Source organism: Vulgatibacter sp., assembly GCF_041687135.1.
In the GTDB taxonomy this organism is placed as follows: domain Bacteria; phylum Myxococcota; class Myxococcia; order Myxococcales; family Vulgatibacteraceae; genus JAWLCN01.
Map to the genome: position 1 here is coordinate 169,098 of NZ_JAWLCN010000009.1, position 22,832 is coordinate 191,929.

The following is a 22,832-nucleotide window of genomic DNA, read 5'->3' on the forward strand; positions in this document are numbered from 1 at the left end:
CCTCATGCCCAGCGGGCTTCGACGGCCCTTCGGGCAGCAACCCGAGTGAAGGAGCTTTCATGGAGCAGGTGGCCTGGGACGAGCTGTTGCGCCGGATGGGCGAATTGCGCGATTTCGGCGGCGTGGTCGGTCTCCTCACCTGGGATCAGGAGACCTTCATGCCGCAGCGGAGCGCCGACGGACGCGCGGCGCAGCTCGCCGCGATGCAGGCGCTGATCCACGAGCGGGTGGTGGATCCCAGGCTCGGCGAGCTGCTCGTCGCCGCCGCCGCGGACGGCGGCCTCGACGAGGATCGCGCGGCGATGGTGCGCAACCTCGGGCGCGAGCGCGACCGGGCGGTGAAGGTGCCGCCTGCGCTGGTGCGCGAGCTGGCACAGGCGCAGTCCCGGGCGGTGGAGGCCTGGCGGGCGGCCCGCGCGGAGGAGCGCTTCTCGATCTTCCAGCCCCACCTCGAGCGGCTGGTGGAGCTGCGCCGCGCGCAGGCCGACGCGATCGGGCATGCGGGCGAGCGCTACGACGCCCTGCTCGAGGGTCACGAGCCGGGGATGCGGGTGAGCCGCCTCGAGCCCCTCTTCGCCGAGCTGGAGAAGGCCCTGGTGCCGATCGTCGAGACGATCACCGCTGCGCCGCAGCCCGCGCGCTGGAACTACGCCAGCCAGCGCTTCCCCGTCGACGCGCAGTGGGATTTCACCATCGGGCTGCTCGAGGAGATGGGCTTCGATCTCACCCGGGGCAGGCAGGACCGCAGCACCCATCCCTTCACCGACGGGATCCACGTCGACGACGTGCGCCTCACCACCCGGCTCACCGAGGAGAATCCCTTCCAGGCCTTCTTCTCCACGATCCACGAGGGCGGCCACGGCCTCTACGAGCAGAACCTCCCCCGGGCGCACGTGCGCACGCCGGTGGGCAGCGCCGCCTCGATGGGCCTGCACGAGTCGCAGTCGCGGCTCTGGGAGAACATGATCGGCCGCTCCCTGCCCTTCTGGCGCAGGCAGCTGCCGGCGCTGCGGCGGCTCTTCCCGGCGCAGCTGGAGGGCGTCTCCCCCGAGGCGATCTACGCTGCGGTGAACCGGGTGGAGCGCTCGCCCATCCGCGTCGAGGCCGACGAGGTCACCTACAACCTCCACATCCTGCTCCGCTTCCAGCTCGAGCTGGCGCTGCTCCGCGGCGACCTGACGGTTGCGGACCTGCCCGCCGCCTGGAACGAGCGGATGCGCAAGGACGTCGGCATCGAGCCGAAGGGCGATCGTGAGGGCGTGCTCCAGGACATCCACTGGGCCTGGGCGGAGTTCGGCTACTTCCCGACCTACACCCTCGGCAACCTCTACGCGGCGATTCTCCACGAGCGGCTCGAGCGTGATCTTGGCGGGGTCGCGCAGGTGATCGAGGCGGGGCGCCTGCACGCGGTGCGTGACTGGCTCGCGGAGAAGGTCCACGGCGTCGGGCATCGCTGGGATGCGGAGGAGATCGTCGCCAGGGCCACCGGCGAGAAGCTCTCGGCGGCGCCGTTCCTGCGCTACCTCGAAGCGAAGTACGGCGCGCTCTACGGCGTCGCGCTCTGAAAAAGAAGACGGGCGCCGGCACTTCCTGCCGGCGCCCGCTTCTCGATCGATCTACTGCACGCAGCTGCCTGCCTCGAGCCCGGTGAAGGGATGCTCGGGCATGGTCTCGTCCACCGGCAGGCTGAGCAGGCACATCCCCGCCTCGACCTGCACCGTGGCGAGCGAATCGGATGCGAGGGTGAGGGCGCCGTCGAGCACCTGGGCGAGTACGCGCTGCGTGCCCTCGGCGGCAGAAGCCTCTTCGATGAGGCGGATCCGCGGCGCCGCAGCGCCGTCGACGCGGATGTGAAGCATCTCCTCCAGCGCCCAGTCGGGCACCTCGATCTGATCGGCGGCGTTGGCGAAGTAGAAGCCCAGGCCGAGGTCGAAGGAGGGGGCGAATTGCAGCTCGGTCCCGTGATCGTCTGCGGTCGCCACCAGATCGAAGGCCCTGCCCGCCAGCGGGTTGAGGTCCACGGTGAGGATCGGCGCGCCGTCCATGTCGAGGACCGAGGTGTCGTTCCCGAGGCCGATGGAGCGGAAGCGGAGCACGTCTACGTCGCCGCCGAGGCTCTCGAATACGGTCTCGCCGGTGAGGCCGGCGAGGTGCAGGCCGACGGTTCCTTCCGGCGGCGCCACGGCGAAGGTGGAGCAGTCGGGCAGATCGCACGCCGCCTCCTCCTCGCCGAAGAAGAATTCGAGGGGGCCGCGGAGCGAGAGCGCCGCGAGGCCGAGTCGCACCGAGATCTGCCGGGAGGCCGCGTCGATCCGTGCGGCGGCAGCGGGCAGCGCCGCAGCCAGCTCGAACTGCCAGGGGCCGCCGAGGGCGCTGTGCACCGCCACCCGCTCGAGGACGGAGAGGCTCGCGGTGAAATCGCCGGCTGCATGGCGGGCGATCCCGAGGGCGACGCGCCCCTCCATCACCGCCGGGAGCTCCTCCGCCGGGGCGCCGAGCTGGAGCAGGAGGGCGCGGATCGCCGCGAGGTCGGCCTGCACCTCGAGCTCGTCCTGGTGGAGGCCGATGTCGAGGGGGTGGACCGCCGGCTCGCCGACGAGGACGGCGACGTCGAGATCGCCGGGTTCGTCGGAGGTGACCTGCAGGCGCACCGGCAGCTCGGTCAGGAGGTCGGCGCAGGCAGCGTCGCCTGCGTCGCAGACCACCTCGGGGCGGAGACGGAAGGTGACGCTGGTGCCACTCTCCGCCTCGACGTTGGCCTGGGTGAAGATCCGGGTGGAGAGGAAGTCGGCGAGGGCCGCTGCGGTCGCCTCGGGGTCGAGGGGCTCGCAGGGCTCGGTGGGTACGTCCAGCGCGGGGGCCTCGTCGCAGCCTGCCAGGCCGCCGAAGGTGCGGGATTCGGCGAGGAAGGCTGCGGAGTCCGCCAGCTCCACCGCGACCCGCCGGAAGTTGGCGTCTGCGGTGAGCGCCGCGGTGCGGGCGTCGAGCGGGCTCGGGGCCTCTTCACCGCAGGCGCCGAGGGCCAGAGCGAGCGGCAGGAGCGCGCGGGCGGGCTTGAGGTGCTGCATGGTTGCCTCCTCCCGGCATGGGCGCCGGGACTCGGCCCGCAGCGAGCAAGGGGCATGCCGGGCAGGGAATCTCCGTATTTCCCAGCGGTTGGCCGCGTGCAGCGGCCCGCGCCTCGTGCCGGTCCGCCCGCCGGCCATGACATGGCGATCAGGGTTCCGCCTGCACCACGGGGCGGTTTCCGCCCGGCACCGGTCGGGGTATAAGCCCCGCGAACCACCATTCTAGGAGGCATCCGTGATCCACGCGACCGTTCGCGTTCCGACCCCCATCAACGAGCCGGTGCTCTCGTACGCCCCGGGCACCGCAGAGCGAGCGGCGCTGAAGTCGATGCTCGCGAAGATGGCCTCCGAGCAGATCGACATCCCGCTCTTCATCGGCGGCAGGGAAGTGCGGACCGGAAAGACCGGCGAGAGCCGCGTCCCCCACGACCACCGGCACGTCCTCGCCACCTACCACGAGGGCGACGCCTCCCACGTGCAGGCTGCGATCGACGCGGCCCTCGCTGCGAAGCCCGCCTGGGCGGCGATGTCCTTCGCGGACCGCGCGGCGATCTTCCTCCGGGCGGCGGAGCTCCTCTCCACCAGGTACCGGCAGATCCTCAACGCCTCCACGATGCTCAACCAGTCGAAGACCGCCCACCAGGCGGAGATCGACGCTGCGTGCGAGCTCGTCGACTTCTTCCGGTTCAACGTGGCCTACGCCCAGGACCTGATCGCCCAGCAGCCCCCGGTCAGCGCGCCGCAGAACTGGAACCAGCTCGACTACCGGCCGCTGGACGGCTTCGTCTTCGCCGCCTCGCCCTTCAACTTCACCTCCATCGCCGCGAACCTGCCGGCGGCGCCGGCGCTGATGGGCAACACGGTGGTCTGGAAGCCCTCCAACCACTCGATGTTCTCCAATTGGTACGCGATGCAGCTCCTCCGCGAGGCGGGCCTGCCCGACGGCGTGATCAACATGGTGCAGGGCGATCCCGCGCAGATCACCGCGCAGATCTTCGCCCACCCCGAGCTCGGCGGCGTCCACTTCACCGGCTCCACCCACGTCTTCCAGTCGATGTGGCGCACGGTGGGCGAGAACATCGCCCGCTATCGCCAGTATCCGCGGCTGGTGGGCGAGACCGGCGGCAAGGACTTCATCTTCGCCCACGCCTCCGCTGCCGACGACCTCGATGCCCTCGCGGTGGCCATCGCCCGCGGCGGCTACGAGTTCCAGGGGCAGAAGTGCTCCGCAGCCTCCCGCGTCTTCGTGCCCGACTCCCTCTGGCCGAAGCTCAAGGATCGCCTCGTCGGCCTCATCGGCGAGATCCGCATGGGCGATGTCTCGGATTTCCGCAACTTCATGGGCGCGGTGATCCACGAGGGCTCGTTCGACAAGTGCGTGGGTTACCTGCAGCACGCGAGGAGCAGCGGCGACTCCACCATCGTCGCCGGCGGCGAGGCGGACAAGTCGGTCGGCTACTTCGTGCAGCCCACGCTGGTGCACACAACCAACCCGGCGAACCGCCTCATGTGCGAGGAGATCTTCGGGCCCATCGTCACCGTGACCACCTACGCGGACGACCGCTACGAGGAGACCCTGCGGGTCTGCGACCGGTCGGCGCCCTACGCCCTCACCGGCGCGATCTTCGGCCGCGACCGCCAGGCGATCGGCACGGCGATGCGGGAGCTCCGGCACGCCGCGGGCAACTTCTACATCAACGACAAGCCCACCGGCGCCGTGGTCGGCCAGCAGCCCTTCGGCGGCAGCCGCGCTTCCGGCACCAACGACAAGGCCGGCTCGATCCTCAACCTGATCCGCTGGACCTCGCCCCGGACCATCAAGGAGAACTTCGCGCCGCCGACCGCCCTCGGCTATTCCTTCCAGGACGCGGAGTAGCCTCGAGCAGCAAGGCTCGAGCGCTCGAAGGCCCCGCCCTCTCCCTTCGCGAGAGGCGGGGCCTTCGTCCGTTTCGGGCCTCCGTTCGGATCGCTTCCTCTCCCGGGGAGGGGCACGGAGGGTCTTCCGGATCGCCTGTGCACGATCGCTCTCCCATGGGTGTGGGAAGGGACGTTCATCACTCGGTAGCCGGCTTCCCTGTCGGCGAAAAAGTGGAGACAGGCAGATTCGTTGGGGTTTGCCCTCGTGGTGAGTCCTTTCGTACCACTGGTCGGCGCTTGCCCGCTCGTCTTGCGAGCTACAGCTTTCTCTTGCCTCTGGTGATTTCCGCAGAGGGGGGAGGAAAGAGATGGCAAGCAAGTATTTCGGTGTCTCTGGTTTCTTCGTGGCGAGCCTGGTGGCGGGTTCGCTTGCTTTCGCAGGCTGCGGCGGTGGTGAGGGCGACTCGGGGTCCGGACCCGAGGACGTGGCGAGCGCCGAGTTCGCGATCGTGGCGGACGGCCCGAATTTCACGGGCAACTTCGTCAAGATCGGCGGCAAGCGGAAGGAGTACGCGGATGGCAAGTACGCGTGCCTGAGCAAGCTCGAAGAGGACTGCTACAAATTCGATAAGGACGGCGGGCTCGTCGACTCGTGGGGCAAGAAGATCAAGTTCGACGACCTCTGCCCCTCGGCCAACGTCCCCGCGGCGAAGTGGGAGTTCTGGTACACCATCCACACCGACTCGTACTGCAGGAGCGAGCCGATCAACGACGCATACAACAAGAACAACCTGGTCTGCTACGACTCGAAGGACGTCGCCAAGCAGGACCCGTACCTCGCCAACAAGAGCGTGGAGTGGCTCGAGAAGGGCAAGAACAAGAACAAGATCGTCTGCCTGACCAAGAACGCGGAGAAGACCTTCGAGTTCGATGTCTGCGAGGACGTGACGCCCTACGGCTACCCGGGCTACGAGAGCGACGGCAATGGCGGCTACTACGGCGACCTCGTCATCGATTGCGGCTGCTACGACTCGGGCTACTACACCGCCGGCGACAGCACCTACAAGCCGACCTGCGAGTGCCCGGACGGTCTGAGCCTCGACCAGCTGCCCGGCTGCACCTTCAACTACGACTGCCAGCTCGAGTGCGACAAGTCGTACAGCCCCAACGGCACCGAGACCTGATCCTTTCGCGCAGTTGGTGACCTGAAGGGAAGCGGTCCACCCTCCCGGCGATGGGGGGTGGACCCGTTCCTACCGGAAGAGGTCGGCGAAGCGCCCGTCGGCGAAGGCGCGAACCGCCTCCGCGTGCTCGCCCCGCTCCACCTCCCGCAGCAGCTCGTGCTTGCGGACGTGGTAGCGGGAGACCCCCCAGCCCAGGCGCAGCGCATCCACGCCGCCCCGGAACAGGCCGCCCTTGATCACGCAGTCGCGGACCAGGTGGGCAGGGCGCTGGAGGAGCGTCGACTTGGGTCGCTTCCCCTCGGCGTTGGCGCGGATCGCCCAGAGGAGCGCGTAGCGGTCCTGCTTCGAGACCAGCTCCTCCACCGAAGTGGCGAAGCGGTGCTCGATCACCGCGCCCATCGAGCTCGACTCCCGCCTGGGCAACGCCTCGTGCACCACCATCTGCGGGGTCCAGGTCGCCGCCTCGCGCCGCACCAGCCGTACGTGACGCTCGCTTCGGTAGACGAAGCGATGCCCCGGCAGCTCCGCCCAATCGCGGCGCTCGAGCCGGTAGTGGGGCAGGGTGGGGCGCGACGTCCGAAAGCGCGCGAAGTCCTCGACCGCGCCTTCGGCCAGCCACTCGTCCGAGTCGAGGAAGAAGATGAAGTCGCAGGCGGCGAGCTGCGCTGCGGCTGCAGCGCGGGCGAAGCCGTAGCCCTGCCACGGCACCACCACGTGGCGGGCGCCCGCTGCCCGTGCGATCTGCGCCGATCCGTCGGTTGAGCACGAGTCGACGGCCACCACCTCGTCGCAGACGGAAGCGAGCGAGTCGAGGCAGCGGGGGAGGGTGTCCGCGTTGTTCCCGTGGATGACGAAGCCGCCGATGCGCATGGCGCCGCGCAGGTAAACACGAAGCGGCCCGGCGGGTCGAGCGGCAGCGCGCTCCCCTCGCCAGGAACACGAAGGGCCCGGCGACGAATCGCCGGGCCCTTCGCCGATCCCCCGGGAAAGGGACCGGATGGTTTGGCGGTCAGACCACCGCGCGCAGGCGCTTGTGCAGGCCGTAGAGCTTGTCGAAGTACTCGGTGACCATGCGGTCGGTGGAGAAGCGCCACGCGCTCATCTCGATCGAGGCGAACATCATCTCCACCCACTTCTTGCGGTTGCCGTAGTAGGTGGGCAGGACCTGGTGGCTGAGCACGTCCATCAGCGAGTTGAGGTCGTGCTCGTCGCGGTCGGTGCCCTCGTACGCGTCGCCGATCTGCCAGCCGTTCACGCCGTGCTCGCAGCCCTCCGGCCACCAGCCGTCCAGGACCGAGAAATTGAGCACGCCGTTCATGGCAGCCTTCATCCCCGAGGTGCCCGAGGCCTCCAGCGGCCGGATCGGGTTGTTCAGCCACACGTCGCAGCCGCGGGTGAGGCTGCGGCCGATGGCCATGTCGTAGTTCTCGAGGAAGACCACCGAGTGCGGGTACTGGCGGGCGAGGCGCACCAGGTTGGCGACGATCCGCTTGCCGATCTCGTCGTGGGGGTGGGCCTTGCCCGAGTAGATGAGCTGCACCTCGCGGCGCTCGAGCATCGGCTCGATCCGCGAGGGGTCGCGGAGGATGAGGTCGGAGCGCTTGTAGGCAGCGGCCCTGCGGGCGAAGCCGATGATCAGGCGGCCCGCGTCGAGCTCGATGCCCGAACGGGCGCGGACCTCCGCCACCATCTCGCGCTTGGCCTCCTGGTGCGCGTTCCAGAGGGCGCTCTCGTCCTTCGCCTCGTAGGCAGCGGCGACGCGCGCGTCCTGCCAGGTGGGACGGTGCACGCCGTTGGTGATCGCGCCGATGGGAGCGGCGCCCGAGACCTGCTTCCACATCTCGCGGGAGGTCTCGCCGTGGAGCTGGGCCACCGCGTTGGCGTGGCGGGCGAGGCGCAGGCCGGCGACGGTCATGTTGAAGGGATCGCCGCCGATCCGGGTGAGCTGCTCGTAGCTGAAGTCGAGGTAGGCGCCCATCTCCCGGAGCACGCCGTGATCGTGCGACTCGTTGCCTGCGGGCACGGGGGTGTGGGTGGTGAAGACGATCTGGTCGCGGGTGTCGTTCCAGGCGTCTTCGAAGGACTTGCCCGCCGCCATCGCCTCGCGCACCAGCTCGAGGCCGGCGAAGACCGCGTGGCCCTCGTTGAAGTGGTAGACGTCCACCTCGTGGCCCATGGCCCGGAGCATCCGCACGCCGCCCACGCCGAGAAGCATCTCCTGGGCGATGCGGTCGTGGTGGCGGCCGCCGTAGAGGCGCCGCGTGATCCAGCGGAAGCGCTCCTCCACCGGCTCGATCAGGTAGAGCGGCGCGTTGCCGTAGCGGGTGCACTTGAGGGCGTGGCACTCCACCTGGTTGCCCTGGATCGGCACGGTGAAGCGGATGCCCGCGTCCTCGAGGAAGTCGTGGTGCTGCGCCGGGAACTCGTCGTAGGGGTAACCGTCCTGGCCGATCCGCTGGCGGGTGTAGCCCTCGCGCCAGTAGAGGCCGATGGCGACGAGGGGGACCTTGAGGTCGCCCGCGCTCTTCACGTGGTCGCCGGCGAGGATTCCGAGGCCACCGGCATAGATCGGCAGCTCCTCGTGGAGCCCGTACTCCATGCAGAAATAGGCGACGCGAGGCTGGGACATCTCTTGCTTCTCCTGGGGGGCGGAGCTCCCGACCCCACTGTCGACCAATCGACGTTCATTTGAACCCAAACCGGGGCGGTACGGAAGAAGCGGGCGAGCATGCGGCACCCGCCGTACCTGCCTGGCCGCGGCTTCGGGTCCGGCGGATTCTGCGGCGGAACCACCGAGGGCCGCCCCCGCCTTCCCGGGGGCTGCCTGGTCGGTAGGTGGATGTGTGCTCCGTTCGCCCCTTCCGTCTGCGCCTGTGGCGCTGTGATATTCGGGCCGTCCCGGTTGATCGAGAAGCCGCCGGATGGAGCTTGTCACATGCGTTTGTGCCCCCGGTGCGGCGGAAGCTACGGCTCGGACGCCGCCTATTGCACGAGGGACGGAACCCGTCTCGGCCCCGCCGACGCGGTGGACGAACGGACCCTTCTCGTCGGGCAGCAGGGCCTCGTCCTCGGCTCCTACCGGCTGGTCGAGTTGATCGGCGAGGGCGGGATGGGCCGCGTCTACCTCGCCGAGCACACGCGGCTCGGGCGCAAGGTGGCGCTCAAGATGCTCAAGCCCGAGCTCGCTTCCAATCCGCAGGCGGTGAAGCGCTTCTTCGCCGAGGCCCGGGCGGTGAACCTCCTCGCCCACGAAAACGTGGTGGAGATCACCGACTTCTTCGAGGGCGAGGCCCCGGAGGATCCGAAGTTCTTCATCATGGAGCTCCTCCGGGGCCAGAGCCTGCGGCAGCTCCTCGAGCACGAGGGCGCCCTCCCTGCGGTGCGGGCGGCGCACGTCGGGGCGCAGCTCGCCTCGGCGCTCGGCGCCGTGCACGGCGCCGGGATCGTCCACCGTGACCTCAAGCCGGACAACGTCTTCCTCACCGAGCGGGGCGGCGTCCGGGACTTCGTGAAGCTCCTCGACTTCGGCATCGCCCGGCATCTCGATCCCGAGCCGGGGATCTCGATGGCCCGCACCGCTGCCGGGGCGGTGGTGGGCACGCCCGAGTACATGGCCCCGGAGCAGGCTTCGGGGAGCGACACGGTGGACCACCGCGCCGACGTCTACGCCCTGGGCGTCATCCTCTACGAGCTCGCCACCGGCGTGCAGCCGATCAAGGGGAAGACCTTCGGCGAGACCCTGGTGCGGCAGCTCACCTTCACGCCACCACCGCCAGGGGCCGGGTTGCCCAGCGGCTTGCCGCAGCCCTTCGAGTCGCTGGTGATGGCCTGCCTCGCGAAGGCGCCGGCGGAGCGGCCCACGGTGGTCGAGGTCGAGGCCGGGCTTCGCGCGCTGCTGGAGGCTCCGGCCGAGCAGAGGGCAACGACTCCGAGGCCTGCCGGGAGCGCCACCCTCCTCGATGCGGCAGGGGCCGTGGCTGCAGGTTCCGCACCGGCTACGGCGACCGCTGCCCAGCCGACGAACGCGGAGGCGCAGGCCCGGCGATCGGCGCGCGTTCTCGTGGCAGCGGCAGCTGCCTGCCTCGCCCTCCTCGCAGGCATCGCCGCCTGGTGGATCCTCCGCGAGACCGCGCCGGCGCCGGCTGCGCCGCAGCCACCGGCTGCAGCGGAGCGCGGTGGGAGGCCCGCTTCGCCCCCGCCCGCAGCGACGACGCCTTCGCCGCAGGAGCAGCAGCGGCGGCGCCCGCCAGCGCCCGCGAGCGGCAAGGCCCCGCGCCCGACGGAGCAGCAGCCCCGCCCGCTCTGATGCGACGCCGCGGCCTACCGCAGGGCTACGGGAGCCGGAAGTGCCAGCTCTTCCGGCGCGTCACCGGCAGGAAGCCGAAGCGGGAGAGCGAGACACCCCTGCCGCTCTCCTTCCACCCGCTCCAGGCGAGCTCGGGGTCGAGGAAGTCGCAGCGGTTGAGGAAGATGGTGCCTGCCTCGAGCTGCGCGCCGAGGCGCTCCGCCAGCGCCGGAGCCGTGCTCCACACCGAGGCGGTGAGGCCGTAGCGGCTGTCGTTCATCCGCTTCACCGCCTCCTCGTCGGAGTCGACCGGCGCGATCCCCACCACCGGCCCGAAGGATTCTTCCTGCATCAGCGCGGAATCCTGCGGCGCGTCCGCCACCACGGTCGGTGCGAAGAAGCGGCCGCGCCCCTCCACCTGCAGCGGCTCGCCGCCGCAGAGCACCGCGCCGCCGCGCTCCCGTGCGTCGGCGACCTGCTCCGCCAGCGCCGCCGGCGCGCCGGGCAGCGCCATCGGCCCCATCGTCGTCGCCTCGTCGAGGGGATCGCCGAGCCGGTAGCCGCGCACCACCCGCACCGCCTGCTCGACGAAGCGATCGTAGAGGGATCGATGCACATAGATCCGCTCGATCGAGCAGCAGCTCTGGCCCGCGTTGTACATCGCGCCGTCGACCAGGTTCTCCACCGCGGCGCCGAGATCGGCGTCCGGCGCCACGTAGGCGGCGTCCTTGCCGCCGAGCTCGAGCCCCACCTCGACGAAGCGGCGCTGCGCCACCGCTGCATAGACCTGCCTGCCGCCCCGGACACTGCCGGTGAAGGAGACGTAGCCCACCGCCGGATGCTCGGCGACCTGCGCGACCACGTCGTGGTCGACGTGGAGGGGCACCACCAGATCCGGCGGGGCGCCGGCCTCGCAGAACGCTGCGGCGAAGGCTTCCGCGCAGAGCGGCGTGCGGGGCGCGTGCTTGAGGAGCACCGCGTTGCCTGCGAGGACCGCCGCCACCACCGCGTTCACGGGGACGAGGAGGGGGTAGTTCCACGCGGCGATCACCAGCACCACGCCCACCGGTTCGTGGGTGATCCGCCGGGTGAAGCCGGCCTTCTCCTGCAGCGCCTCCGGCGCCAGGGCCCGCGGCGCCTGCGCGATCAGACTCCGGACCCGGTCGAGGCAGGTGCCCACTTCCGCCCGCGCCTGCGCGAGGGGCTTTCCCATCTGGCGGCTGATGTCGCGGGCCACCGCCTCGGTGCGCCGCTCGAGCGCGCCGACGAAGCCCTGGGAGACGGCGATGCGCTCCTCGAGGGAGCGCCTGGCCCAGCCGCGCTGCGCCGCCGCGGCGCGCTCCACCGCGGAGTGGGCCTGCGCCGCGTCGAGGAGGGGCACCTCCGCCACCACGTCGCCACGGAAGGGGTCGTCGATCCGGAATACGCTGCGCTGGTTGATCACGCGCCACCTCCTCGTCGCCTCGATGGCTGGGGTGCGAGAGACGAAAGAAGGTAGGGTGCCACCGACCCGGCGGGGAGCCTCGAACCCGCACCCCCGCAGGGTCAGCGAACGGCGATGGAGGAGGGACCCGAGGCGGGAAGCGCCCAGGCGTCGAGGACGCCATCCTCCGCGAGCGCCCTCCAGCGGATCGCGCCATCGGGCACCGCGCGGATGGCGAAGCCCTCCGGCGTCGCCACCAGCACCTCCGCGCCCCGCTTCCCGGAGAGGGAGAGCGCCCGCGGCGCCTGGTGGCGCGGCGGCAGTTCCTCGAGGGTGGAGGCGGTCCACGCGAAGGTGAGGTCCCCCTCCGCCCACGCGGCGAGGAGCAGCGTCCCGTCGGCGCCGGTGCCGATCGCGGTCACGTCCGCCGTGCCGTCCGCCGTCCAGTCGAAGGAGCGGCCCACGGAGACCTGCCGCTCCAGCGCGCCGACGTCGCCCGGGGCACAGCGGCTCCCGCCGTCCGTGGCCACCGCCGCCACGCAGGTGGCCCGGCGCACGAGGAGCTCGCGGACCGATCCGTCGATCCTGCCGACGAGGGGGACGCCCTCCACCTCCGCGAGCCGGACGCCGGCAGCATCGAGCACGAGCGCGCCGCCGGCGCGGGAGAGGATCACCTCGTCCGCACCGTCGCCATCCCAGTCGAAGGTGAAGCGCACCCCGTCGTCCGGTGGCAGCTCCCTTCCCTCGTCGCGCCACGGCCACGGCACCAGCCTGCTGCCCGCGAGGGGATCGGCAGGACCGACGAGGAGCGAGGGCGCCACCTCGCCGATGAGCCGCGGCGGCGTCGCCGCGCTCGCCCAGGTGGCGGCGAAGTCGCCGCCGGCGTCGACGATCGCCTCCCAGGGGACGCCGTCCGCAGATGCCGTGGTCGCTGCGATCTCCACCAGGCCGTCGCCGTCCACGTCGACCACGCCGGCGGCCTCGCAGGGAACGCCCTCCGCCACCGCGGCAGGACCCCGGCGCTGGAGGCGGAGGAGGCTGCCCAGGCATTGGGTCGCGTTCGCCTCCCAGCGGCGCGCGCTCGACCAGGCGACGAGGGTCTCGCCATCCCAGATCAGCGGCGCGAGGGAGAGGGCGCTTCCCCACGCACCGGCAGCTGCGGCGCGGGTCTCCAGCGCCCGCTCGAGGAGGATCCTGCCGTCGAGGCCGACCAGGAGCATGTGGACCTCCTCGCGCCGGAACATGAGACCGTCGTCGCCGAGGAGCGGCTGGAGCGCGGCGGTGTGGACGATGCCGATGGGCCCCGCGTCGCCGGCGGCGTCGACGGTGCCGTGGATCCGGAGCGACGCGGGCGCCTGATCCGGGCCGTCGGCGAAGGGCAGGCGGAAGCAGGGCTTCCCCTCGCGGTGGACCACGACCCAGGTCACGCCCTCGCGCAGCCGCTCGACGGTGACGACCGCGTCGCCCGAGGTGCAGCGGCGCAGCCACTGGACCGTGGCGCCGAAGCGCGGTTCGCGCACCATGCCGAGGGAGGGACCGTCCGGCGCAGCCACCAGATCACGACGGGCCAGGCTGCTTCCGGGCCGGAGCACCGCGCGATCCCGGAGCGCCGGACCGAGGAGGGTGGCGGGGGCAGGATCGGATGCGCGTGGCGCTGGAGGCGACGGCGGCTGCAGCCAGGCTGCAGCCCCCTCCGCCAGCAGGCCGATGCAGCCCACCGCGCCGACAGTCGCCAACCACCACCGCCACCCGCGCCCCACGCCAGCCTCCTCGTCCGGTGCCCCCTCGACCGGGGCCGCCCGAACGAAAGCTGCGCAGGCGGCGCCGGCGCTGCAGCGGCGCCTCCCACCGGCGCGGGGGTGCGACATGGGCTCCTGCTGCGAAGCCGCAGGGCTACAGCGTCCGCTGCCCGACGGCGACCCCGGTCGTCAGCTCTCCTCGGTGCGGCCGAACATCAGCTGCACGAAGGGGCGATCCGTCGGGCGGCAGAAGACGTAGACGTGGTCGCCCGGATCGAGACGGGTCTGCCCCTTGGGCGCGATCATCTCGTTGCCCCGCACCACGAGCATCACCGCGGCGCCCTCCGGGAAGGGAAGATCCGCCATCACGCTGCCCGCCACCGCGGACGAACTGTCCACGTAGAAGGAGAGCACGTCGCCGGAGAGGATCTGCGAGGAGGCGATCTCGAGCACCGCTGCGGGGGGCGGCGGCTCCGGGGCCTCCAGGCGCAGCCACCGGGTGACCCGCTGCACCGTGGCGCCGGGAAGGAAGGCGTTCACCACCACGATGAAGAAGACGATGTTGAAGATTCGCTCGGTTCCCGGGACACCGGCGAGAATCGGGATGGTGGCGAGGATGATCGGAACCGCGCCGCGCAGCCCCACCCAGCTCGCGTAGAGCGTCTCCCGCCGCTTGAAGCGGAACGCCGCGAGGATCGGCGCCGTCACCGCAGGCCGCGCGAGGAAGGCGAGGATCAGGCCGAGGGCGAGGCCCGGCACCGCCACCTCCACCAGCGCGGAGGGCGTCACGAGCAGGCCGAGGAGGAGGAACATCATGATCTGCGCGAGCCACGCCAGGGAGTCGTGGACCCGGAGCAGGCCCGTCCGGTAGGGCAGCTTGCCGTTGCCCATCGTCATCCCCGCCAGGTAGACGGCGAGGAAGCCGCTGCCCCAGACCAGCGTCGGCACGCCGAAGGCGATGAACGCGACGGCCACGGTCATCACCGTGTACATCCCGCTCGCCGAGAGGCGCGAGCGCTGGATGAGGAAGCGGCCAGCGAACCCGATGCCGATGCCGAGCCCGGCGCCGACGCCGAGCTGGATCACGACGTCGAGGAGCATCCCCCACCCGAGCGACTCGTGGGCCACCAGCGCCTGCGTCGCCGCCATGGTGAGGATCACGGCCATCGGGTCGTTCAGTCCCGACTCGAGCTCGAGGGTGGTGCCGAGCCGCTTCTTCAGGTGGATGCCGCTCGAGCGGAGCACCGTGAAGACGGCGGCGGCGTCGGTGGAGGAGACGATGGCGCCGATCAGGAACGCTTCTCCCCAGGTGAAGCCGAGGAGCCTGGCGCCGATTGCGAGAAACCCCGCCGTCCCCGCGACGCCCACCGTCGCCAGCACCAGCGCCGGGCGGAGCCCCTGCTTCAGGGAGGAGAGCGGGGTGTTCAGGCCGCCGTCGAAGAGGATGAGCACCAGCGCGGTGGTGCCGACCCGGAACGCGAAGCCGAAATCCTCGAAGCGGATGCCGAGGAGCCCGTCCTCGCCGGCGATCATGCCGACGATGAGGAAGAGCAGGGCGACGGGTACGCCGGTCTTCCCGGCGGCGCGGCTGAAGAGGACGCTCGCGCCCATGAGCACGCCGACGGTAAGGAGAACGAGTGCTGTCAACGTCGGTTCGGCGATCGGCACGTCGCTGCAAGTACCACCAGGCAAGCGAGCTGCAAACCTCGATCAGAACCCCAGGAAACGCAGCAGCTCGTCGGTGTCGATCGGCTTGCGGAAGACGGCATCGGCGCCGCTCTGCTCGCGTTCTTCACGGGTTACCGCGAGGCCGCTCACCACGGCGACCCGGATGTCGGGGAAGCGGCGCTTGAGCTCGGTGACCACCTCCCAGCCCTTGGTGTCGGGAAGGAGGAGATCCACCAGCGCCGCTTCCGGCGGCGAGCGCTCCGCCACCTGCAGCGCCTCTGCCCCGGTGCCTGCGGTGAAGGCCTCGGTGCCTTCCGCGTCGCGGATCAGGTCGGCGAGCATCGACGCATTGTCCACGTCGTCGTCCACCACCAGCACACGGTGGACGCGGGCAGGCGCCGGGGCGCCCTTGCGGCGCTCCGCCTCCGCCTCCGCTTCGGCCTCCACGTGCTTCGCTGCCTCGGCTGCGTGCGCGACGGCGGCTGCGCCCTGCAGGAGCAGATGAACCTCGAAGGCGTTGCCGCCCTCGGCTTCGTGGAGAACGCGCACCTCGCCGCCCCACCGCTGGACCGCCTGCCTGCCCACCGAGAGCGAGAGGGCGCGCTCCGCACCACCGGGCGCCAGCGGCTCGAAGAGCTGCTCCACCTGGGCGGCGCTCAAGGCCGGCCCCCGGTCCACCACGCGCAGCACCACGTGGTCGTCCATTATCCGGGTCTCCACCAGCACCGTGGAGCCCGGCGGGCTCGCATCCCTGGCGCCGAGGAGGAGCGCGGTGGTGAACTCGAGGAGGGCGTCGCTCTCCGCCAGCGCCGGCGGCATCTCCCGCAGCCTCGTGGCGAGCTGCACCGGGTTGCCGGGACCGAGCTCGGCGCGCGTCATCTGCAGCGCGGTCTCCACCACCTTGCGCACGTCGATCGGCTCCGCTTCCCGCGCCTCGGGGGCCTCGGCGAATTCCTGCAGGCGGCCCACCAGGGCGGCGATCTCGCGCACCGACTTCTCCACCGCCGCGGCGTCCTCCGCCGCCTCGGGCTTCTCGAGGAGCCGTCGCACGCGCAGGGTGATCACGTTGAGCTGGTTGTTGAGCGCGTGGGCGGCGCTGCCGGCCAGCTCGCCGATCGCCTCGAGCCTGCTCCGGGAGAGGAGCCTTGCGTGCATCGTCTGCAGGTCCTCGTAGGCGCGCTCCAGCGCCACGGTCTGCCGCGCGCTCTCGGTCCGGTCGCGCAACGTCACGATCGCGCCGCGCAGCTGCCCCTCCTCGGCGAAGACCGGCGCCGCGTAGAGCTCGACGATCCCCTCGGTGCCGTCCATCCGCCGCATCCGGACGAAATCGGCGTGCTGCGCCTCGCGGCTCACCAGGGCCTTGCGGTCGGGCAGCTCCTCGCGCGGGATCGGCGTGCCCTGCCGATCGCGCAGGTCGAGGCGCTGCAGCAGGCTGCCCAGGCGCTCCGGCTGCACGCCGATGAAGTAGCGCGGCGGCAGGCCGACGATCTGCTCGAGCGCCGGCGTCACGTAGCTGATCGTGCCGTCCGGCTCCACCACGAGGATCGCCTCGTCGAGGTGGTGGACGATGGTGTCGAGGAGGGCCGCCTCCTGGAACGCCACGCTCTCCGCCCGCTGGAAGGTGAGGTAGACCTCCGCCGCCTGGCTCGAGACCTCGGCGAAGCTCTGGGCGAGGATGCGCGCCTGCTTCACCGGGATGGCGCCCTTCTCCTCCGACCAGCGAACGAGGATGCACTCGTGGACGACCGCCCGCTCGCCGAGGGCCTCGTGAAGCGCCATCCCCTCCGCCAGCCGGGACGCCGCATAGCGGCGCTGGCTCTCGCCGTAGAGGCGGGGACCCTCGTCCCCGAAGCTCTGGAGGTGGCGCGCCAGCTCGAGGAGCTGGTCGCCGAGCAGGCTGCGGAGCCTGCGCCTGGCCCCCGTGCCGAGGAGGGGCAGCCCGCCCATGATCAGGGTGGCCGCGGTCCGCGCGATCGAGGACGCCTCGCTGTGGAGGAAGGAGGCGAGCTCCAGGATCTCGGGGCTGATCTCTTCGGGGCCGGCGGACTCGTAGAACACCGCCTCACGATCGGCATCCCCGGGGCCTGCGGCAAAGGCCCGCTGGCATCTGGGGCCCCCACGCCGAATCTTTGGAGGAAGCAGGAGGTCGGCGATGGCCGAGCGGCTCGGCCGCAGCCAGGGCAAGAGTCCCGGCATCAGCGAAGTCACGCTCGCCCACATCTACCGGGCGGAGGTGCAGCGATCCACCAATTGGCGGACGCGCCTGGACACCACCACCAACTGGGCGATCACCACCACCGCCGCGGTGGTCTCCTTCACCTTCTCCTCGGCGACCTCGCCCCATCCGACCCTGCTCGCCGGCGCGATGCTCGTCTTCACCTTCCTCGTGGTCGAGGCGCGGCGCTACCGCTACTACGACATCTGGGCCCGCCGGGTGCGCCTGATGGAGTCGGGCTACCTCGTGCCCCTGATGCGCCGCGAGCCGATCACCGTCGATTTCTACTCGGCCATGGCGAGCGAGTTCACGAGGCCCCGCCTGCGGATCTCCGCCCTCGACTCCCTCGTCTTCCGGATGCGACGGACCTACGCGCCGATCCTCGCCCTCCTCCTCGCCTCCTGGGTGGTGAAGATCGACATCCACCCGGTCCCTGCGACGAGCTGGGGTGAGCTCATCGCCCGGGCGAAGATCGGTCCCATGCCCGGCGTCGTGCTCTGGGCCGGCTGGGTGGTGAGCGTGGGCGTGTTCTTCTGGCTGCTCTGGCTGGGAACCCGGGCCCCGCTCCCCGCGACGGAGCTGCGGCCGCCGTCGCGGCGGGGCATGGTCTCCCTCTCGGAGCCGTTCCGCAGGGTGGGGCCGGCGGGGCAGGTCCAGCTCCGCTCGCAGCCACCACGGATCCGTCCCGCGCGGAACGAGGATCGGCTCGCCTGAACGGTCGGTTGTCCGCCGCTCGGCCCGTGGACAGAGGATCGCCATCGGGGGTGGCGCCAGCGTGAACGCTTCGTCGATCTTCCTGCTCTTTCTCGCCGGCCTCGCCTGGTGGTCGCTGCTCGAGTACCTGCTCCACCGCTTCGTCTTCCACCACTTCCCCCGGACCCTCGGGAAGCGACACCTCGCCCACCACGCGAGCCTCGAGGAGCGCCGCCTCGCCCTCGCGCCGCTCCCCTCGGCGCTGGGTGGCTCGGCGATCCACGCGCTTGCCTTCCTCGGGCTCTTCGGCACGGGCCCGGGCCTCTCGCTCCTCGCCGGTCTGGTGGCCGGTTACCTCGCGTACGAGTGGGTCCACTACGCCACCCACTACCGGGTGCCGCGGGGTCGGATCCTCAAGGCGCTCCGCCGCCACCACATGATCCACCACCACGCCCAATTCCACGCCCGCTACGGCGTCACCTCTCCCCTCTGGGATTGGGTCTTCCGCTCCCTTCCCCCAGCGCCGGGGCAGGCCGGCGCCCCCGGGAGGGGAGGCCCTGCTGCCGCCCGGGCGGAGAGGAAGCATCTTCCTTCCTGATCCGGGCTCCGTTGCCCGGAGGGACGAAGGAGGAGAGGGGGTGCGCCGGATGAAAGACCTCTCTCCGCGGCAGCTCGCGGTGGTGCGGCGGGTGATGGAGACCCTCTTCGACGAGGGCAGTGGCAGCCTCCCCGAGGAGCGCGTCGCCTTCGTCTTCGCGAGCCTGCGTCCCTGGTTCGCCAGGGCGGGCCTGCAGACGCAGATGGCATTCCGCGGCGCCCTCCTCGTCGTCCAATTCTCTCCGCTGCTCTTCCTGCGGCGGCTGCAGCGCTTCGTGCGGCTCGGCGCGGCGGAGCGGGCCCGCTGCCTGGTCGGCATCGAGCGCAGCCGCCGCCTCGGCCTCCTCATGGTGCTGCTCAAGACCGCGCTCGGGCTCCACTACTTCGAGCACCCGGAGATGCTGGCCCGCACCGGCTACGACGGCGAGGGGCTCCTCGGTCCCGCCTGGGCCCGGGACGGCGGCTCGCCCCTGCCCGCGACCGGCAGCAAGCTGCAGGTGGTGGGCGGCGAGCGCCACGATCCGCACGTGGCGGAAGGGGCGTGATGGCCGAGACGACGCCGATCCTCGAAGGTCGCCAGCACGCAGGCGATCTCTCCCTCGACGCCGACGTGGTGATCGTCGGCTCCGGCGCCGCGGGCTCGGTGGCCGCCGCGATCTGCGCCGAGGCGGGCCTCTCGGTGATCGTGCTCGAGGAGGGTGGCCACGTGCCGCCCGAGCGCTACGCGCGCTTCCGCCCCTCCGAGACGATGCAGCACATGTTCCGGGACGCCGGCACGACGGCGGCGCTGGGCCTCGGCGACACGCCGCTCCTCTCGATCCTCGCCGGGCGCACGGTGGGCGGATCCTCCACCCTCACCGGCGGCGTGATCTTCCGGATCCCCGAGCCCGTCCTCGAGGAGTGGGGCCGCGTCCACGGCCTGCGCGGCTTCTCGCCGGCGGACCTCGAGCCCGCCTACAAGAGCGTCGAGGAGACGAGCTCGGTGCACACGGTGCCGGCGTCGATGCAATCCCGCTCCACCACGTTCTTCGCCAGGGGGGCCCGCCGCCTCGGCTACGGCCTCGAGCCGATGCGCCGCAACACCGTGGGCTGCCTGGGGTCCTCCCGCTGCAATTTCGGTTGTCCCCATCGCGCCAAGATGTCGGTGGACCTGACCTACCTGCTGCGGGCGCGGGAGCGGGGCGCGCTGGTGATCGCCGACTGCAGGGTGACGCGGCTGCGGATCGAGTCGGGCAGGGCTGCCGGCGTGGAGGGCAGGCTCCTCGACGGCGAGGGGCGGCGCAGGGGCCGGGTGCGGATCCGGGCGCGCCGGGTGATCCTCGCCGCCTCGGCGCTCTCGACCCCGCTCCTGCTCCAGCGCGAAGGGGTGGGGCGCTGGTCCGGCCACGTGGGCCGCCATCTCTCCCTCCATCCCGCCGCCAGGGTCGCCGCCTTCTTCGACGAGGACGTGAGCGGCTGGAAGGGGGCGATGCAGAGCGCCTACGCCGACGCGTTCCAGGACGAGGGGCTCACGCTCAACAGCATCTTCACCGCGCCCAACGTGATCGCGGCGATGCTCCCCGGCATCGGCAGGGAGTTCACCGAATACGCGGGCCGGATGCGCCACCTCGCCACCTTCGGGCTGATGGTCCACGACGAGGGCGGCGGCAGGGTCTGGCGCCTGCCCGGCGACAGGGCGCTCTTCACCTACCGGATGGCGCCGCGGGACAAGGCGCGGCTGATCCGCGGGATCAAGCTCCTCGCCGAGACCTGGTTCGCCGCCGGTGCCAGGGAGGTGCTCCTGCCGGTCTTCGGCCAGCGGCCGATCCGCTCACCCGACGAGCTCGCCTTCCTCGACGATCCCAACATCCGGGCGAAGCGCTTCGAATGCCTCACCTTCCATCCGCTCGGCAGCGCGCGGATGGGCCGGGATCGCAGCGCCGGCGCGGTGCGGGAGACCGGCGAGACCTTCGATGTCGAGGGGCTCTACGTGATCGACGGATCGATCTTCCCCACCTCGATCGGCGTCAACTCGCAGCTGCCGATCATGGCGCTGGCCACGAAGCTCGCCTGGGGGATCGCCGAGGACTTCCGTCGAGCCCCCGCGATCCACTAAGCCGGCGGCGCCATGAAGGAGGCGTCGATCGGATCGGGCACCGTCTCGCCGAGAATCCGGTCGATGCCCGCGATTTCGCCCTCGCTCAAGCACCAGCCGATGGCGCCTGCCGCCTCCTCGATCTGCCGGGGGGAGCGGGCGCCCCAGAGCGCCGCGGTGACCCCCTGCCGATCGAGGAGCCAGCGCACCGCGAGCTGGGTCAGCGTTTTGCCGCGGGCGTAGGCGATGGGACGGAAGCGCTCCAGCGCCGCGAGGTAGTGGCCGAAGCGGGGCTGCTGGAATTTCGGATCGGCCCGGCGCAGATCGCCCTCGGGGAAGGTGGCGTCCGAGCGGAACTTCCCGGAGAGGAGGCCCCGGCAGATCGCGCCGTAGGCGAAGACGCCCACCTGCTTCTCCCTGCAGAAGGGGAGGAGCTCCTTCTCGATCTCCCGCTCGAAGATGTTGTACGGCACCTGGTCCACCACCGGCCTGCCGGAGGCCTGCGCCTCGGCGAGCTGCGCCGCGTCGAAATTGGAGACACCCCAGGCCAGGATCTTTCCCGTGCCCACGAGCTCTTCGAGGGTGCGCGCCGTCTCGGCGATCGGCGTGCGCGGATCGGGCCAGTGGACCTGGACGAGATCGATCCGATCGGTCCGCAGGCGCCGGAGCGAATCGTCGATCTCCGCGCGGATCCGGGCAGGCGAGGAGTCGCGGCGGACGCGCCCCTGGTCGTCCCAGGCGAGGCCGCATTTGGTGGCGAGGAAGACCTTGTCCCGCGCGCCCTGATCGACGAGGGCCTGTCCGACGATCTCCTCGCTCCTGCCGAAGCCGTATACCGGGGCGGTGTCGACGAGATCGATCCCGAGCTCCAGCGCCCGCTCGATCGCCTTCGCGATCAGCCGCGGCTCGGAGCCGCCCCACGACGTGCCGCCTGCAACCCAGGTCCCCAGCCCGATGGCGGAGACGGTGCGGTCGGTTCCGGGAAGCTGCCTGCGTTCCATGTCCTTGCCTCCGGTGGACGGGTGGCGACTTTCTCTGCGGCCCGGCGAAGGGATGCAAGGCCGAAAGGCAGCAGTTGCCCTCCGGCCCGCGGCGTGGTCATGATGCGCCGCCCATGGATACGGGAAAGCCGGCCAGCAAGCAGGAATTGCTCGAAAGTCTCCTCGATCGCGGAATGGTGATGGTCACCGTCGACGCGCGCCGTCCAGGCGTCGACGTGCCCGCGCAATTCGCCAACGATCCGAGGTTGCGGCTCAACCTCTCGTACCGCTTCCAGCTCCCGCTCGAGATGAACGAGTGGGGGGTGATCGCGAGCCTCACCTTCGGGGGGATGCCCCACTCGTGCAGGCTCCCCTGGAACAGCCTCTACCAGATGTACTCGCACGCGACGAAGGACCAGTTCCTCTTCCCTGCCGACGTGCCGGAGGACCTGGTCCAGGCGACGCTGGCGCAGGGGGAGGCGCCGCCCCCGCCGCAGCAGCAGACCAGCAAGGGGCGGCCACGCTTCGCGGTGCTCGAGGGGTCGGCGGAGAATCCGGCGCCCCCGGAGCCTGGTACCGAGGACGACGGCGGCCCCGAGGAGCCGCCGCCCGGCGGCGGGCAGCCGAAGGTGCCCCACCTCCGCCGGATCAAGTAGCCGTGCGGCGGGGCACGTAGCGGGGCTCGCCCGGTGCGTAGGACCGCAGCTGCCGCCAGGTGTAGAGCCCGGTCTCGTGGCCGTCGCTCCAGCGGATCTGCACGGCGTAGTTGCCCACCGGCTCCATCGCCACCGGCCTGACGTCCACGGGGACGCGGGTCGGGTCGAGGAGCTTCGCCCCGGTCCACTCGTCGATGCAGGAGGCGCAGGGGCAGTCGAGGCGCAGGTCGCGGACCGCGACGCTCGACACCTTGCCGTCGTTCCAGCGGACCTGGAAGGTGCCGTCCCTGCCCACGTCCACCGCCTCGGCGCGGGGTTCGGCCTCGGTCGGCTTGAGCTTGTCCCAGAACATGTACGTCCTCTCGGATGGGTGGTCCCAGCTGCTTGTAGGGA

General features: G+C 71.2%; 18 protein-coding genes. 9 read left to right on the plus strand and 9 right to left on the minus strand.

Annotated features, from left to right (window positions below; all coding sequences use genetic code 11):
• The first annotated feature begins 59 nt into the window (after positions 1–59).
• A complete protein-coding gene (locus tag ACESMR_RS18810) occupies positions 60–1,565 on the plus strand; it encodes a carboxypeptidase M32 (RefSeq protein WP_373048652.1) in 1,506 nt (501 codons plus the stop codon).
• A 51-nt stretch (positions 1,566–1,616) separates the two neighbouring features.
• Here ACESMR_RS18810 and ACESMR_RS18815 read toward each other — a convergent pair whose 3' ends face one another.
• Complete coding sequence (locus ACESMR_RS18815; protein ID WP_373048653.1) at positions 1,617–3,068, minus strand: hypothetical protein; 1,452 nt, start codon at positions 3,066–3,068, stop codon at positions 1,617–1,619.
• A gap of 235 nt (positions 3,069–3,303) precedes the next feature.
• Between ACESMR_RS18815 and pruA the strand changes: the two genes are divergently transcribed.
• Together pruA and ACESMR_RS18825 are read left to right on the plus strand one after the other, a co-directional pair.
• Complete coding sequence (gene pruA, locus ACESMR_RS18820; RefSeq protein WP_373048654.1) at positions 3,304–4,944, plus strand: L-glutamate gamma-semialdehyde dehydrogenase; 1,641 nt, start codon at positions 3,304–3,306, stop codon at positions 4,942–4,944.
• A gap of 349 nt (positions 4,945–5,293) precedes the next feature.
• The gene (locus tag ACESMR_RS18825; RefSeq protein WP_373048655.1) at positions 5,294–6,109 is read left to right on the plus strand and encodes a hypothetical protein; all 816 of its coding nucleotides are present in this window, start codon (positions 5,294–5,296) and stop codon (positions 6,107–6,109) included.
• A gap of 69 nt (positions 6,110–6,178) precedes the next feature.
• Here ACESMR_RS18825 and ACESMR_RS18830 read toward each other — a convergent pair whose 3' ends face one another.
• Together ACESMR_RS18830 and glgP are read right to left on the minus strand one after the other, a co-directional pair.
• A complete protein-coding gene (locus ACESMR_RS18830; RefSeq protein ID WP_373048656.1) occupies positions 6,179–6,979 on the minus strand; it encodes a glycosyltransferase family 2 protein in 801 nt (266 codons plus the stop codon).
• Between the two features lie 139 nt (positions 6,980–7,118).
• Positions 7,119–8,738, minus strand: a complete 1,620-nt coding sequence (gene glgP / locus ACESMR_RS18835) for an alpha-glucan family phosphorylase (protein ID WP_373048657.1) — start codon at positions 8,736–8,738, stop codon at positions 7,119–7,121.
• Positions 8,739–9,044: 306 nt separating this feature from the next.
• Between glgP and ACESMR_RS18840 the strand changes: the two genes are divergently transcribed.
• The gene (locus tag ACESMR_RS18840) at positions 9,045–10,415 is read left to right on the plus strand and encodes a serine/threonine-protein kinase (RefSeq protein ID WP_373048658.1); all 1,371 of its coding nucleotides are present in this window, start codon (positions 9,045–9,047) and stop codon (positions 10,413–10,415) included.
• Between the two features lie 25 nt (positions 10,416–10,440).
• Here ACESMR_RS18840 and ACESMR_RS18845 read toward each other — a convergent pair whose 3' ends face one another.
• From ACESMR_RS18845 to ACESMR_RS18860, 4 genes are all read right to left on the minus strand, one after another.
• The gene (locus ACESMR_RS18845; protein ID WP_373048659.1) at positions 10,441–11,838 is read right to left on the minus strand and encodes an aldehyde dehydrogenase family protein; all 1,398 of its coding nucleotides are present in this window, start codon (positions 11,836–11,838) and stop codon (positions 10,441–10,443) included.
• Positions 11,839–11,939: 101 nt separating this feature from the next.
• On the minus strand, positions 11,940–13,685 hold the full coding sequence (locus ACESMR_RS18850; protein WP_373048660.1) for a hypothetical protein: 1,746 nt from the start codon (positions 13,683–13,685) through the stop codon (positions 11,940–11,942).
• Positions 13,686–13,745: 60 nt separating this feature from the next.
• The gene (locus tag ACESMR_RS18855; RefSeq protein ID WP_373048661.1) at positions 13,746–15,203 is read right to left on the minus strand and encodes a potassium/proton antiporter; all 1,458 of its coding nucleotides are present in this window, start codon (positions 15,201–15,203) and stop codon (positions 13,746–13,748) included.
• Positions 15,204–15,266: 63 nt separating this feature from the next.
• Positions 15,267–17,282: a response regulator gene (locus tag ACESMR_RS18860; RefSeq protein ID WP_373048662.1), complete on the minus strand. Its 2,016-nt coding sequence runs from the start codon at positions 17,280–17,282 to the stop codon at positions 15,267–15,269.
• A gap of 94 nt (positions 17,283–17,376) precedes the next feature.
• On the opposite strand from ACESMR_RS18860, the gene ACESMR_RS18865 reads away from it, so the two are divergent.
• The 4 genes from ACESMR_RS18865 (at position 17,377) to ACESMR_RS18880 (ending at position 20,824) form a co-directional block, all read left to right on the plus strand.
• A complete protein-coding gene (locus tag ACESMR_RS18865; RefSeq protein ID WP_373048663.1) occupies positions 17,377–18,153 on the plus strand; it encodes a DUF2270 domain-containing protein in 777 nt (258 codons plus the stop codon).
• A 61-nt stretch (positions 18,154–18,214) separates the two neighbouring features.
• Positions 18,215–18,730 (plus strand): sterol desaturase family protein, encoded by a 516-nt coding sequence (locus ACESMR_RS18870; protein WP_373048664.1) that lies wholly within the window; start codon positions 18,215–18,217, stop codon positions 18,728–18,730.
• Positions 18,731–18,770: 40 nt separating this feature from the next.
• A complete protein-coding gene (locus tag ACESMR_RS18875) occupies positions 18,771–19,274 on the plus strand; it encodes a hypothetical protein (RefSeq protein WP_373048665.1) in 504 nt (167 codons plus the stop codon).
• On the plus strand, positions 19,274–20,824 hold the full coding sequence (locus ACESMR_RS18880; protein ID WP_373048666.1) for a GMC family oxidoreductase N-terminal domain-containing protein: 1,551 nt from the start codon (positions 19,274–19,276) through the stop codon (positions 20,822–20,824). Before ACESMR_RS18875 ends, ACESMR_RS18880 begins: the two co-directional genes overlap by 1 nt.
• On the opposite strand, the gene ACESMR_RS18885 is transcribed toward ACESMR_RS18880, so the two are convergent.
• Positions 20,821–21,804, minus strand: a complete 984-nt coding sequence (locus tag ACESMR_RS18885; RefSeq protein ID WP_373048667.1) for an aldo/keto reductase — start codon at positions 21,802–21,804, stop codon at positions 20,821–20,823. The two genes, ACESMR_RS18880 and ACESMR_RS18885, sit on opposite strands and share 4 nt — an antisense overlap.
• Before the next feature lie 113 nt (positions 21,805–21,917).
• On the opposite strand from ACESMR_RS18885, the gene ACESMR_RS18890 reads away from it, so the two are divergent.
• Positions 21,918–22,439 (plus strand): ClpXP protease specificity-enhancing factor SspB, encoded by a 522-nt coding sequence (locus ACESMR_RS18890; protein ID WP_373048668.1) that lies wholly within the window; start codon positions 21,918–21,920, stop codon positions 22,437–22,439.
• Here ACESMR_RS18890 and ACESMR_RS18895 read toward each other — a convergent pair.
• The gene (locus ACESMR_RS18895) at positions 22,432–22,791 is read right to left on the minus strand and encodes a DUF971 domain-containing protein (protein ID WP_373048669.1); all 360 of its coding nucleotides are present in this window, start codon (positions 22,789–22,791) and stop codon (positions 22,432–22,434) included. The two genes, ACESMR_RS18890 and ACESMR_RS18895, sit on opposite strands and share 8 nt — an antisense overlap.
• Positions 22,792–22,832: the final 41 nt, after the last annotated feature.